Below are 15,843 nucleotides of genomic sequence, written 5' to 3' on the forward strand. Positions count from 1 at the left end.
GTGGCGGCGACTTGCGCCTCGATCAGTTGCTGCAGGCACTGCTCCAGCGGGTAGTCGGCGTGGGTGCGGTTCCAGTCGTAGACCACCTGTTGCTGCTGCGCGGCATTCAACAGCGGCAGCTCGGCGATGCGCTGCTGCGGCTGGGCGACGATGGCGGCCAACAGGCCCTGCCAGTGCCCGGCGAGCTGGGCAATGGTGGCTTCGTCGAACAGCGCGGTTGCGTAGGTCAGCGACACTGCAATCCCTGCCTCGTGCTCCACGGTCTCCAGCGTCAGGTCAAACTGCGCGGTCCCGCGTTCCCAACTCAGGGTCTCGACAGCCAAGCCAGGCAGCTGCCGACCCTGCCCGCGCGCTTCGGTCTGGTGATTGAACATGACCTGGAACAACGGGCTATGGCTGAGGCTGCGCTCTGGCTGCAAGGCTTCGACCAGCTGCTCGAACGGCAGGTCCTGATGGGCCTGTGCACCCGAGACTCGTCGCTGAGTCTGCTCAAGCAGTTCAGTGAAGGTCATCCCCAGGTCGAATTCCGCCTTGAGTACCTGGGTGTTGACGAAAAAGCCGATCAGGCCTTCGGTCTCCATTCGATTACGGTTGGCCGTGGGTATGCCGACACGGATATCGTTCTGCCCGCTGTAGCGGTGCAGCAAGGTCTGGCAGCTGGCCAGCAGAAGCATGAACACTGTCACGCCCCGATCACGCGCCAGTTGCTTGAGGCCGGCACACAGTGTGTCGTCCAGACTGATATCCAGGCTTGCACCTGCCCGGCTCTGCACGGCCGGGCGAGGACGGTCGATCGGCAGTTCCAGCACCGGCAGCTCCCCCCCCAGCTCGGCCTCCCAGTACGCCAGCTGACGCGCCAGCTCACCCGCTTCCATGCACCGGCGCTGCCAGATGGCATAGTCGGCATACTGGATCGGCAGTTCCGGCAACGACGCCGGCTGGCCAAGGCGATGCCCCTCGTAACTGCGGATCCACTCGTCCAGCAGTATCGGCATCGACCAGCCATCGGAGACGATATGGTGCATGACCAGGATCAGCACATGATCGGCCTCGTTCACCTGCAGCAGCCTTACTCGCCACAGGGGCGCCTGCCCCAGGTCGAAAGGCTGGCCGGCCTCTTCTTCGATGCGACGTTCAAGGCGCTCGGCAAAATCAGCGTCTGGTGCCGATGCAAAGGGCTCTCGCACAATTTCCACCCGCACACTCGGTTCAATGACCTGGACAGGCTGGTCGCCGTCCTGGGCAAAAGCGGTGCGTAGGCTTTCGTGGCGGTGCACCAGGTCTTCCAGGCTACGCTGCAGAAGCGCGGGGTCCAATGCGCCCCTGAAACGCAGGGCCATGCTGATGTTGTAGGCCGCGCTTTCGGGCTCGAACTGCCAAAGGAACCACTGGCGCTGCTGGGCATACGACAACCCGATGGTCCCCCATTCGTCCCGTATCCGCGGGATCGGCAGCCGAGCGAAGCTCATGCCCTTGGACTGCATCCTTTCAAAGAATTGCTTGCGCTGCTCCAGTGGCAGATGCAGGAACCGTTTAACCAGCTCGATGTTCTGGGCCGTCATTTCAAACACTCTCCAGTTCTGCCAGGAAATCACTCAACTCATCGACATCCGCTGCGCTGGCAGGCGCCAGCTCAGCCATCGTCGCCACGTAGTCCGCAAGTCGCCCGGCACCGAACAAGGCCGAAAGCGGCACCTCCAGCCCCAGCAGCAACTGCACACGCTGGGTCGCTTGGACTGCCAGCAGCGAATGCCCGCCCAGCTCGAAGAAGTTGTCGCTCATACCGACCCTTTCAAGCTTCAGCACATCGGCCCAGATCGCTGCAACGTCCTGCTCCAGCGGGCTCTGTGGTGCGACGAACTGCTGCTGTAGCTGCGAGACATCAGGTTTGGGTAAGGCTCGCCGATCGAGCTTGCCATTTGCCGTAAGAGGCAGCGTTTCCAGGAACACCTGATGGGCGGGCACCATATGCTCGGGCAACGTCGCTTTAAGGTGCTCGCGCAGGCTCTCGCGCAACGCTGCCGAGGGCGCTTGGACAGGGATCAGATAGGCAACCAGTTGCGTACCGCTCGGACCGTCAGTAGCGAGTACCACCGCTTCGCGGATTTGCGAATGTTCCTGCAGCCTGGCCTCGATTTCGCCCAGCTCGATACGGAAACCTCGGATCTTCACCTGATGATCGATACGACCGACGTATTCGATCGCACCCTGCATGCGGTAGCGTGCCAGATCGCTGGTGCGATAGAGGCGACCACCACCCTGCTCGCTGCCATCGAACGGGTCGGGTACGAACCGCTCCGCCGTAAGCGCCGCGCGCCTGTGATAGCCACGGGCAAGGCCGGCCTGACCAACGTGCAGTTCGCCATGACAACCGGGGGCGGCGATATTGAAGTCAGCATCAAGCAGGTACAGCGACTGATCGGGAATCACCTGACCGATGGGGCTGACACCATCGCGCTGCAGATCTTCACGACTCACAGGCCGGTAGGTGACGTGCACCGTGGTTTCAGTGATGCCGTACATGTTGATCAGGGTCGGCTGGCTGTCGCCGAAGTGGTTGAACCACGGTGCCAGGCTCCCGACATCCAATGCTTCACCCCCAAACACGATGTAACGCAGGGCAAGCTCAGACTGCCCCTGCGGTCGTGTGCAGGCATGCGCGATCAGTTGCTTGAACGCCGAAGGTGTCTGGTTGAGCACCGTGACCTGCTCACGGATCAGCAATGCGTGAAATTCCGCGGGTGATCGGGCTACGTCCTTGGTCACGATCACGGCCTTGGCCCCATGAACCAGCGCACCGAACAGTTCCCAGACAGAGAAATCGAACGCGTAGGAATGGAAGACGCTCCAGACATCCCGGCTATCGAACCCGAACCAGTCCTGGGTTGCCTGGAACAGCCGCACGACGTTGTGATGAGGCAGCAAGGTCCCTTTGGGTTTGCCGGTGGACCCCGAGGTATAAATCACGTAAGCCAGGTTTGCAGGTTGCGTGAAGTTGACCGGGTTGGCTTCGCTGTAGCCAGGGAACGGCTCCAGGAGCAGCGAATCGACATCCTCAGGCAGCGGCAAGTGGGCGAGCAGATGTGACTGGGTCAGCAACAGGCGAATACCGCTATCGCTCATCATGTAAGCCAGACGATCTTCCGGATACTCCGGGTCCAGCGGCACATAGGCGCCTCCCGCCTTGAGGATGCCCAGTAGCCCGATGACCATTTCCAGGCCACGATCCACAGCGATCCCCACCAGCACATCCGGCCCCACGCCCTGCTCGCGCAGCTTGTGGGCCAGCTGATTGGCACGCCGATTGAGTTGGCTGTAACTGAGGGTCCGCTCACCCGAGACCACGGCAATGGCCTCCGGCGTCCGCGCAGCCTGGGCTTCGATCAGCTGGTGCAGACACTGATCGGGATGATGATTCACAGGCGCCGGATTCCAGTCATGAATGATTGCGTGCCGCTCCTCTGCTTCGAGCAAAGGCAGTCGAGCGAGCACCTGCTGCGAATCCTCGACCAGCGCCTGCAACAGCGTGCCGAAGTGGCGGGCAATCTGCGCGATGCTTTCTTGCGTGAAACACTGGCGGTCGTAGCTGTAGTGCACCGACAGGTGCGTACCTGCGCCAATCGCCAAGGTCAGCGGCACGCTCGACTGTTCATGCCCGTGCACGTTGCCGAACACGAGTCCGGCGGGTGCGCTCTGCTGCAGAGCATCGCCGACCGGGTAGTTCTCGAACACCAGCAAGGTATCGAACAGCCCTTCCCCACCCGATCCGGCCCAGCGCTGGATGTCGTACAAGGGGCTGTGTTCGTATTCGCGCAGCGCCAGGTTCTGCGCCTGCAGTTGCTGCACCCATTCCGCCACCCGCTGCTGCGGACGCGGGTTGGCGACCACCGGCAGCGTGTTGATGAACAGCCCCAGCTGTTGCTCGACACCGCGCAGCTCCGCCGGGCGACCGGATACCGTCGCACCGAAGCTCACGCACGATTGCCCGGTGTAACGCTGCAGAAGCAGCAGCCACGCCGCTTGCACCAAGGTATTGACGGTCACCCGCTGCTGCCGGGCAAAAGCAGCCAGCGCCTGCGTCTGCTGCTCGCTCAAGCGCTGCTGGTGTTCACCGTAGCCGGTACCCAGGCGGGCCTTGTCCTGACGCATGGCCAGTGCCAGGCGCGTAGGCTCGTTCAGGTCATGCAACTGCTGCTGCCAGAAGGCCTGAGCTTGCAGGGCATCCTGGCGCTGCAGCCATTCGATGTAATCGCGATAGCGGCCCGTCAGCCCACCGTTCGGCACCCCGGCATAAGCCTGGAGCACCTCAGCGAGCAACTGCGCATTGCTCCAGCCATCCATCAGAATGTGATGGCTGGTGAAGACCAGATGGCACGATGCTTCGCTGGTGCGGATAACCGCCAGGCGCAGCAGGGGGTCATGCTGCAGGTCGAAGCCCTTGCGCAGATCCGCTTCGGCCCAGCTGTCCAGGGCCGCACCCTGCTCGGCGATGCCGGCCCAGTCCAGGTACGTGAACGGCAATTCGAGCTGCCTGCGAATGACCTGCAGCGGGTGCTGGAAGCAGGTCACGAAGTTGGCCCTGAGCACCTCATGGCGATCGACAGCGGCCTGCCAGGCGAGCCTGAAGCGTGGCACGTCGAGCCCTTTGACGTCGACGCGCATCTGGTTGATGTAATGCCCCCCGCCTTGCTCGAACAGGCTGTGGAACAGCATGCCCTGCTGCATGGGCGCAAGGGGATAGAGGTCTTCGATCTGCGCCACCGGAACAGGCAGGCTGTCCAGTTGGGCCTGGGTCAGCCCGGCCAGCGGAACATCCGAAGGCGTCAAACCTGCGTGGGTATCCGCCAGGCAATGCTCGACAATCGCCTTGAGCTCGGCAGCGAACTGGTCGGCCAGGCGCTGCACCGTGTCAACGTTGAACATGTCGCGACTGAAGGTCCACTCAAGGTTCAGCTCACCGGCATAGACCTGGCCATTGATCGACAACCAATTGTCCAGCGGCGCTTCGCTGCTCTGGCTGGCGCCGGCGCTTTCGCCAGCGGGCACCAGGAATGCCGACGCATCGGCGTCCGAGCCCGGCGCGAAGCTGCCGTCGAACTGCCCCAGGTAGTTGAAGGTGATGCGGGGGTTCGGCAACTGCGCAAGCGCTGCGCGGGCCTGCTCATCGCCCAGGTAGCGCAGGGCACCGTAGCCGATGCCTTTGTCCGGGATCGACCGTAGCTGTTCCTTGATCCGCTTGATCGACGCATCAAGCGTCTGCTCCGGGCTCAGTCGCACCGGGAACACGCTGGTGAACCAGCCCACGGTCCGCGTCAGGTCAATGGTATCGAACAACTCTTCGCGGCCATGCCCCTCCAGTTGCACGAGCACGTCGCTGCGCTGGGTCCAGCGTGCGATGACGCGGGCCAGTGCGGTCAGCAGCAAGTCGTTGACCTGCGTACGGTAGGCAGCAGGTGCCTGTTGCAGCAGTTGCCGGGTACTGGCCGAGTCAAGACGGGTGCGGGCGGTGCCGACATGCATGCCATGCAACGAGCCACCCGGGTTGTCGCAAGGCAGGTCTGCATCAGACTGGCCGAGTTGCGCCTGCCAGTAAGCCAGCTGCGCCTGCAGCGTTTCGCTGCGTGCGTAGCGCTGCAAGTGCGCAGCCCACGCCTGGGTCGCGCTGGTCTTGGCTGGCAGGTCGACTGGCTGGCCGGCGTGCAACTGGCGGTAGGCGGTTTGCAGGTCTTCCAGCAGCACGCGCCAGGACACCCCGTCCACCACCAGATGATGGATCGCCAGCAACACGCGCTGGCTGCCATCCGCGAGGGTTGCCAGCAATGCCCGCAGCAACGGGCCGCGCTGCAGGTCAAGGCTACCCTGGACGTCATTGCACAACGCTTCAAGCGCCTCGGCATCCGCCACAGTAGCCTGCCACAGCAGATCTTGCTGTGGCTCTGGCGAACCGTAACGAGCCGTCCATTCACCCTCTGCACAATCGAAGCGCAGGCGCAGCGCGTCATGGTGGATCACCAGGGTCTGAAGCGCTTGCTCCAGTGTCTGGCTGTCGAGCGCCTGACCTGCCTTGAGCAACAGCGCCTGGTTCCAGTGGTGGCGCTGGGCAATGTCCTGCTCGAAGAACGATTGCTGGATCGGCAGCAGCAGGGTCTGGCCAGTGGCAGCCTTCTGCTCGATCAGCAATCCGCCCTCGTCCCCTTGCCTGGCGACCGAGGCCAGCCCTTGGACGGTCTGGTGCTGGAACAGCTCTTTGGGGGTGAAGCGGATACCCGCCTGGCGCGCGCGGCTGACCACCTGGATCGAAATGATGGAATCGCCACCCAGTTCGAAGAAGTTGTCGGACAGCCCCACCTTGTCGACTTTCAGAACATCCGCCCAGATCCCGGCGATGGTCTGCTCCAGCGCGTTTCGAGGTGCCACGTACACTTGCTGCAGCTGAGTGACGTCAGGCGCTGGCAGGCCCTTGCGGTCCAGCTTGCCATTGGGCGTGAGCGGCAACGTGTCGAGGAATACCAGGTGCGTGGGCACCATGTAGTCCGGCAAGGTCGCCTTGAGGTGATCGCGCAGTTCGCTGCGCAGCAGGCTTTGCCCCGGCAGGTCGTCGAGCTGCACATCCGCACTGACCAGATACGCGGCGAGCTGCTTGCCGCCTGGGCCCTGGATGTCGATGACCACACTTTCGCGCACCGCAGGGTGATCCTGCAACCGCGCCTCGATCTCGCCAAGCTCGATACGGAAACCGCGGATCTTGACCTGATGGTCGATGCGCCCCAGATAGTCAACCAGACCGTCGGCGCGGGTGCGGGTCAGGTCACCACTGCGGTAGACCCGCTCGCCGTTCGCGGCGAACGGGTCGGGGACGAAGCGCTCGGCGGTCAGGCTTGGCCGGTCGAGATAGCCACGCGCCAGGCAGAGCCCGCCGAGGAACAATTCGCCACTGTGCCCCAACGGCACCAGGTTGAGGCTGGCGTCGAGGACATAACTGCGGCGGCGACCGACCAGGCGGCCGATAGGCGCGTAGGCCGCGCCGCAGGTATCGCCTGGCGACGCGCTCCAGAGCAACGGTGTGACCACCGTTTCGGTCGGCCCGTAGCCGTTGAAGATGTATTGCGGGCGCAGGGCCTGCCAGGCCAGCTCGTATCCGGTTTGCGGTACGGCATCACCACCGAAGCAATAAATGCGCACCGGTGGCGGGTTGCCCACCCGCAGGGCATGCTCGGCCAGCTGTTGCAGATAGACCGGCGGGAACACAGCAATGGTCACGCCATGCCGGTGCATCTCGGCGTAGGCCTGCTCGGGCAGCCACAGGCTGTCGTCACGCACCAGCACACTGGCGCCGTTGATCAGCAGGTGCATCCAGGCCTCATGGGCTCCATCGAAGGCGAAGGACATGAAGTGCAACTCGCAATCCTGCGGGCCGGTTTCATAGCGTTCACCATTGGCCAGAATGTGCGAGGCCAGAGGCCCGTGCGCCACTGCGACACCCTTGGGCATGCCGGTCGAACCCGAGGTGTAGATCACATAGGCAAGGTTGTGCTTTGACAGCGCCACCTCGGGCGCCGTGTCCGGGCCTTGATGCCAGGCGGCCGGCAGGTCCACCGCCAGCGTCGGCAACCCGTGCGGGATTGGCAGCGTGCCCAGCACATCGCTCTGCGTCAGCACCAAGGCCGCAGCGCAGTCCTGCATCATGTAGCGCAGGCGGTCCTGCGGATAGGCGATGTCCAGCGGCACATACACGCCACCTGCCTTGAGCACCGCCATGAACGCCACCATGATGTCGGTGGAGCGGCGCATGGCGATGACCACCCTGACCTCCGGGCCGACGCCTTGCTCGATCAAGCGGTGCGCCAGGCGATTGGCCTGCGCATCGAGTTGGCGGTAGCTCAGGCGTTGATCGTCGAAGCGGATCGCGATGGCTTCGGGGGTGCGGGCAACCTGGTCTGCGAACAGTTGATGGACGAAACGGTCTTCCGGATGGTCGTCACCAGTCTGGTCCCACCTTGCCAACAGTTGCTCACGCTCCTGGCTGCCCAGCATCGCCAGTTCGGCGACACGCTGATGGGGTTGACGCACGATGTCGGCCAGCAGGTTGCACCAATGCTGCGCCAGCGCCTCGATGCGCGGGCGATCGAACAGCGACGTGGCGTAGACCAGCGAGGCCCCCAGCCCGTCGGCATGCTCGAAGGTATCAAGGGTCAGGTCGAACTGTGCGGTATAGCGCTCCCAGGCCATGCCTTGAACTTCCAGCCCGGGCAGGCTGCGCGCCTGCCCCCGCTGTTCGGTCTGGTGATTGTAGAGCGCCTGGAACAGCGGGCTGTGGCTCAGGCTGCGCTCAGGGTGCAGCGCCTCGACCAACTGCTCGAACGGCAGATCCTGATGAGCCTGGGCCGCCAGGGCCGTCTGACGCGTTTGCTCAAGCAGCTGGCTGAAGGTGGTGTGCAGGTCGAACTCGGCCTTGAGCACCTGGGTATTGACGAAGAAGCCGATCAGGCGCTCGGTTTCCAGGCGGCTACGGTTAGCGATCGGCACCCCGACGCGAATATCGTCCTGCCCCGAATAGCGGTGCAACAGGGTCTGGAAGCTGGCCAACAGCAGCATGAACAGGCTGACGCCCTGCTGCTGGGCCAATGCCTTGAGCGCGTGCACGAGGTCGCGGTCCAGGTCGATGGCGAAACTGGCGCCGGCGAAGTCCTGGTTAGCCGGGCGCGGGCGATCGCCGGGCAGTTCGAGCACCGGCTGCCGGTCGCCCAGCTGGGCCTTCCAGTAGGCCAGCTGGCGCTCACGCTCACCGGCCTCCATCCACTGCCGCTGCCATACGGCGTAGTCTGCGTACTGGACAGGCAGCGCAGGCAACTGCGCCGCCTGCCCGTTGCGCAGCCCTTGGTACAACTGCACCAGTTCATCGACCATCACCGGCATCGACCAGCCATCGGAGACGATATGGTGCAAGGTCAGTACGAGGACATGGTCATCCTCGGTCACGCGCAACAGTTTCACGCGCAACAACGGCCCGTGCTCCAAATCGAAGGGGCGTTGCGTCTCTGCCTCGACCAGGCGCTTGAGCAGCGCGGCCTGTTCGTCTCCCTCGCACGGTTCGACCCCTTCGCAAGCCAGGCTGAACGGCTGCGCCGGGTGGATCACCTGCAGGGCTTGGTCACCGGCCTGGCGGAAGGTGGTACGCAGGGTCTCGTGCCGCGCGATCAGCGCTTCGAAACTCAGGCGCAGTGCCTCGACATCCAGCTCGCCGCGCAGTCGCAAGACAGTGGCCATGTTGTAGGCGGTACTTTCAGGGGCCATCTGCCAGAAGAACCACTGCCGCTGCTGGGCATAAGACAAGGCCAACGGCTGCGTGCGGTCGACCGGCTGCAACGCCAGGGCAGGCGCGTGCGTGCCCTGCCCTGCCAAGGCGACGAAATCAGCCAGCACCGGGGCTTCGAAAAGCGTGCGCAGGGGTATTTCCAGGCCCAGGGCCTGGCGAATGCGCGAGGTGACCTGGGTAGCCAGCAACGAATGCCCGCCCAGTTCGAAGAAATGGTCGGTCAGGCCGATGCGTTCAACCTTGAGGACCTGAGCCCAGATGGCTGCAATCTGTTTTTCGCGTTCGCTGCGAGCGGGCACGTAGGCAGGCTGGTCGAGGCTCAGGTCGGGCCTTGGCAGCGCCTTGCGGTCCAGCTTGCCGTTCGGCGTCAGCGGCAATTGGCCGAGGAACATCAGGTGCGCCGGAACCATGTAGTCCGGCAATGCAGCCTTGAGGTGGCTTGATAGGTTTTCACGCAGCGCATCCTGCGGCTCGCCCTCGATCACCAGATAGGCGACCAGTTGCTTGCCGGTGGGCCCGTCGATGTCGATGACCTGTGCTTCACGCACCCTGGCATGCTCTTGCAGTCGCGCTTCGATCTCGCCCAGTTCGATGCGCAGGCCGCGAATCTTGACTTGATGGTCGATGCGACCGACATAGTCGAGAACACCCTCGACACGCGCGCTTGCCAGATCACCGGTACGGTACAGACGGCCGCCGCCGACCGGGTCGAACGGGTCGGGAATGAAACGCTCGGCGGTCAGCGCCGGGCGGTTGAAATAGCCACGGGCGAGACAGCCGCGACCACCGATCAGTAGTTCGTTCACCCAACCGGCCGGGGCCAGGACAAGGCCATCGTCACAGACATAGGTCACCCTGCCGCCCACCGCCCGCCCGATCGGCACGATGGCCTTGCCACCGGCACCCGGCTGCAAGCCTGCACAGTCCTGCACGGTGGTCACCACGGTCGCTTCGGTAGGCCCATAGGTATTGAGCAGACGTGCCTGCTGCAATCCGCTGGCGTACCAGTCGCCAAGGCTTTCCATCGGCATGGCTTCACCGCCCACGTGCACCTGACGCAGCGACGCGCAGGCGCCGGCGGGCAGCTTTTCCGCCGCCAGCATGCGCCAGTAGGCGGTGGTCAGGTCCGCCACGGTGATGCCGTGGGTGACGATGGCCTGCTTGAGGGTTTCGATGTCCCACAGCTGCGAGCCGCGCATGACGACCCGGGCACCGCAACACAAGGCCGGGTAGAGCTGCTCGACAAAACCGTCGAAGTTGACCGTGGCGAACTGCAGCACCCGATCACTGGCATCGAGCCGCGAATAGTCAGCCGCCACGCTGCAGAACACCGACAGCTCCCGATGAGCGATGGCCACACCTTTGGGCTTGCCGGTGGACCCGGAGGTGTAGATCACATAAGCCAGGTTGTCGGGGACGGTCAGGCTCACCGGGTTGGCCGCACTGTAGTTGCCCAGCCACTGCTCATCCGCCTGCATTTCAAGGCAGGTCACCGTTGTGGAAACCGGCAGCATCGGTGCCAGGTGGGGCTGGGTCAGGAGCAGGTGAACACCGCTGTCCTGCATCATGAAGCGCAGGCGCTCCTGCGGGTATTGCGGGTCGAGCGGCACATAGGCACCACCGGCCTTGAGAATGCCAAGCAGGCCTACCACCATGTCCAGGCTGCGTTCCACGGCGATGCCAACACGCACCTCAGGCCCCACGCCAAGCTCGCGCAGCTTGTGGGCCAACTGGTTGGCGCGGCGGTTGAGTGCCTGATACGTCAGTGCCTGATCATCGAGGACCAGCGCCGTAGCCTCCGGTGCGCGCAGAACCTGCGCCTCGAACAGCTGATGCACGCCGAGGCCTTCGGCGAAACGCAAGGGGGCCGGGTCGACGGCTTCGAGTGCCAGCTTGTGCTGGGCAGCCGAGAGCAAAGGCAGGTCGGCCACCGGCACTGTCGTGTCACTGGCCAGGGCGCCGAGCAGGTTGACCCAGACCGATGCCAGGCGTTCGATACGCTCGACGTCGAAAAGGTCCGATGCATAGCCAAAGGAAGCGATCACACCATCGCTGCGTTCGAGGGTGTCCAGCGACAGGTCGAACTGCGTGGTGTGTTCGACCTGGTCGACCTCCTCGATACGCAGCCCTTGCACGCTGTCGCCGGAGACCCGCTCGCCAAGGTCGCTCAGGTGGTTGTACATGACCTGGAACAGTGGGTTGTGGCCCAACCCCCGCTCGGGTTTGAGCGCTTCCACCAGCACATCGAAGGGGATGTCCTTGTTCGCCTGAGCCTGCAGGGTGGTCTCCTTGACCGCCAGCAACAAGTGCCTGAAGGACTGCAACGGATCGACCGCCACGCGAGCGACCAGTGTGTTGACGAAGAAACCGATCAGCCCTTCCAGCTCAAGGCGATTGCGGTTGGTCACCGGCATGCCGATGTTGAGCGTTTCGCGCCCGCTGTAGCGCGACAGCAGCAGTGCGAACGAGGCCAGGAACACATGGAACAGCGTGGCATTGGCAGCAACCGCCAGGCGCTGCAGATCGGCGGTGAGCGCGGCAGGCAGGAGCACATCCACGCGCCCGCCGCGATAGCTCTGGACCTGAGGGCGAATACGGTCGGCAGGCAGTTCGAGGACTGAAAAATCGTCTTCCAGCGTGGTTTTCCAGAATGCCAGCTGGGCCTGTAGCTCGCCCGAGGCCAGGCGTTCGCGCTGCCAGGCGGCGTAATCGGCGTACTGCACCGCCAGCGCCTGGCGTTCGAGCGACTGCCCGGTGGTGTGGGCGTTGTAGACGGCAGCCAGCTCGCGGACCATGACGCTCATGGACCAGCCGTCCGAGACAATGTGGTGCAACAGCACGGTCAGCACCTGCTCCTGCGAGCCACCCTGGAACAGCTTGACCCGAATCAGCGGCCCCTGTTCGAGGTCGAAGGGCGTAAGCGCCTCGTCCTGTAGGCGCTGCTGCAGCGCCCGGCCGTCGGCAGTGCTGAGGTCATGGTACTCGATGCACGGCGACGCTGCGGGCAGTATGCGCTGCCGGGGGATGCCGTCATGCTCTTCGAAGATCGTGCGCAGGGATTCATGGCGCATCACCAGCGCATCGAACGCGGCCTGCAACGCGGCCCGGTCCACCTGGCCTTGCAAGCGGATGGCCAGAGGGGTGTTGTAGGCGGTGCTTTGCGGGTGCAGCTTCCAGAACATCCACTGGCGATACTGAGCGTGCGAAACCTGCAGCGGCACCGTCCGGTCCAGCACCTGGATCTCGCCCCCGGCGACCTGCTCCAGCCCCTGCAGCGCCTCGACGAAACCGGACAGGTCGGCAGTGTCGAACAGCACCCGCAAGGCCACGTCCAGGCGCAGTTGCTGCCTGATCCGCGAGACCACTTGAGTCGCCAGCAGCGAATGGCCACCCAAGGCGAAGAAATTGTCGTCGAGGCCGACCTGGGCCTGTTGCAACACGTCGGCCCAAATGGCCGCGACCTGCATCTGCAGTGCGGTCTCGGGAGCCCGGTAAAGGGCTGTGACGGCGACCGGCTCAGGCAATGCCTTGACGTCGACCTTGCCGTTGAGGGTTACCGGCAGATGCTCCAGCAGCATCAGATAATGCGGCACCAGATGCTCAGGCAGGGCAAGCTTCAACGCGGCCCGGATACCGTCGACGACTGCTTGACGGGCTTCGTCCTGCGCAGCCCATTGCTGCGGGACCAGGTAGGCGGCCAGCTGCCGATCGGCGTCTTCGCCAACCACGCGCACAACGGCGCTTTCGATTCCCGGCAACTGCCGCAGACAGGCATCGATCTCGGCCAGTTCGACGCGGTAGCCGCGAATCTTCACCTGGCCATCGATGCGCCCGGCAAAAATGCATTCGCCGTCAGCGTTCAGGCGTACCCAGTCGCCGGTACGGTACATCCTCGCACCCTCGGTGCCGCAGGGGTCGGGCACGAAGCGCTCGGCGGTCAGCGCCGCCTGGCCCAGGTAGCCACGCGCAAGCCCTGCACCGGCGATATAGAGCTCCCCCCTGGCCTTGCCGGGCACGGGCTGAAGGCAGCTGTCCAGCGCATGGGCGCGCAGGTTTTCCAGCGGCTGGCCGAGCACCGGGCGATCCTGCAGGGCATGGGTAAGGACGCCGACCGTTGTCTCGGTGGGACCATAGTGGTTGATCACCTCGAGGTCGGACGCCAAGGCCTTGATGCGGCCCAGAAGCGCCGCAGTGCACGCTTCGCCTCCGACCACCAGGCAGCGCCGTGGCAAGGCTTCGGCACCTGCGGCGAGCATGGCCTGCAAGTGCGAGGGGACGATCTTCAGTGCATCGATGGCATGCGCCTGCAGGTAGGCGGCGAAGACCTGGGCATCGAGCACGGTCTCCTTGGGCAGCATGTGCAGGGTCTTGCCGTAGCACAGTGCACCGAACAGCATGGTGTGGCCAAGGTCGGCCGCCGGCGTGGTGACCATCGCCAGGTTGGCGATCTGGTCCATGGGCAGGCGTTGGCTGACGCCGCGCACGTAGTTGACCAAGGCGCCATGGCTGACCGCGACGCCCTTGGGCTTGCCGGTGGTGCCAGAGGTGTAGATGACATAGGCAAGGTTGTCGGTATGGACCGCCACCTTGGGCGCCGACGCTGACGGGTAGTCGCCCGCCACGTCAATCGCTGCGACGCCTTCAGGCAGGCTGATCTGCCCCGCTCGGCCCACTACCCACTTGACCTCGCTGTCGGCAAGCATGAAGTCGATGCGCGACTGGGGCTGGTCAGGGTCCAGCGGCAGGTAGGCGGCACCGGCCTTGAGCACAGCCAGGATGCCGATGAGCATCTCGCAGGATCGGTCGGCCACCACGCCGACCCGCTGATCCAGCTGTACGCCACGCGCCAGTAGTGCGTGGGCCAGGGCATCCGAGCGTGCCTGCAAGGTGGCATAGCTGATTCGACCGGCGTCGCCGCTCGCTGCAAGGCCTTGCAGGTTGAGGTTGGCGGCCGTTTCGATCAGGTGATGAACGCACAGGCCGGGCGTTTGCGCCCCGGCAGCTTGCGGCTCCAGCGGCTGTACCGCCTGGGTCGCCAAGGGCAGCTCGCCGACCGCAGTGGAGAGCGATTGGGTCAGCCCGTCGAGCAGTCGCAACCAGTCCTCGCCGAAACCGATGATCGTGGCTTCTTCGAAGACATCCAGCGCATAGGTGAACACCGCGTGCAGACGCCCGGCGCTTTCATAGGTGTCCAGGGAAAGGTCGAAGCGAGCGCTGTGCTTGTCCAGGGCGACTTTTTCCAGCGTCAGCCCACTGCCAAGGCGGACCTGACCGGCGTCGGCGATGGCCGCCTGGTGGTTGAAGAGCACCTGGAACAACGGGCTTTGCGCGCTGCTGCGATCCAGTTCGAGCGCCTCGACCAGGCGCTCGAACGGCAGGTCCTGGTGCACCTGGGCGCCCAGGGCGGTGTCTTTGACCCGCCCGAGTAGCTGGCTCACATCCATGAGCGGGTCGATATCGGTATGCAGCACCTGGGTGTTGATGAAGCAACCGATCAAGCCTTCTACTTCGGTACGGTGGCGGTTGGCGACCGGAACGCCGACGCGGATGGCGCGCTGGCCACTGTAGCGTTGCAGCAGCAGCTTGAACGATGCCAGCAGCACCATGAACAGGGTAACCCCTTGGGCACTGGCCAACGCCCTGAGACGCTCGGCAAGCGCTGGGTCGACCTGCAACTCGCGCCGCGCGCCGCGATGGCTCGGTGCGCCGACACGGGAATGGTCGAGCGGCAGCTCAAGCACGGCATGATCATCGCCCAGTTTCTCGCGCCAGTAGCTCAGCTGTCGCTCCTGCTCACCGGCTTCCAGCCAGCTGCGTTGCCACAGCGCATAATCGCGGTACTGGATGGGCAGCGCCGGCAGGGTCGCTTCGCTGCCCTGACAGGCAGCATCGTACAAGCGCACGAACTCGTCGATCAGCACGTTCAGCGACCAGCCATCGGCCACGATGTGGTGCAGGGTGAGCAGCAGCACGTGCTCGTCGGTAGCCAGTTGCAGCAGGTTCACGCGCAACAGCGGCCCTTGCAGCAGGTTGAAAGGTGCCTGCGCCTGGGCTTCGGCCAGTGACGCGACACGGGCCTCGCGTTGCGCCGCTGCCAGGGCGGTGAGGTCGTGCTCGACGATGGCAACGGCCTCGGCAGCGAGGACCTCCTGGTACAGATGCTCACCCTGGGTACGCAGGCGCGTACGCAGGCTCTCGTGGCGCGCAACCAGGCGATCGAACGCTTGCTGCAGGGCCTGGCGGTCGAGCTTGCCCTTCAGGCGCACAGCCATGGGCAGGTTGTAGGCAGCGCCCTGGGGGTCCAGCTGCCAGAGAAACGACATACGCCGCTGGGCGTAGGACAACCCATCGCGGTCATCGCAGGCAACATCGGCAGGGATCGGAAACAAGGAAAAATCGACGCCCTCTGCCTTTAGCCCGGCCAGGAACAAACGGCGTTTTTCCGGCGGCAGTTTGATAAAGCGGCGAGCGAGTTTCAACGAGTTTTCGGCATTCATGCAATGCGTCCTTAGCGATAGGAAGCGGGA

At 64.3% G+C, this 15,843-nt stretch carries 2 protein-coding genes; both read right to left on the minus strand.

Features of this window, described 5'->3' with window-relative positions; translation table 11 throughout:
• On the minus strand, positions 1-1,562 hold a 1,562-nt coding region (locus tag ACF8GF_RS21225; RefSeq protein WP_392488438.1), incomplete at its 3' end, for a condensation domain-containing protein.
• Between the two features lies 1 nt (position 1,563).
• Positions 1,564-15,813, minus strand: a complete 14,250-nt coding sequence (locus ACF8GF_RS21230; RefSeq protein WP_392488439.1) for a non-ribosomal peptide synthase/polyketide synthase — start codon at positions 15,811-15,813, stop codon at positions 1,564-1,566.
• Positions 15,814-15,843: the final 30 nt, after the last annotated feature.

This window comes from Pseudomonas sp. yb_5, assembly GCF_043103865.1.
Taxonomy (GTDB): Bacteria; Pseudomonadota; Gammaproteobacteria; order Pseudomonadales; family Pseudomonadaceae; genus Aquipseudomonas; species Aquipseudomonas putida_Y.

What these genes read in the sequence shown, in the direction of transcription:
- ACF8GF_RS21230 (WP_392488439.1), bottom strand. Translation starts at nt 15,813, where the DNA reads ATGAATGCCGAAAACTCGTTGAAACTCGCTCGCCGCTTTATCAAACTG.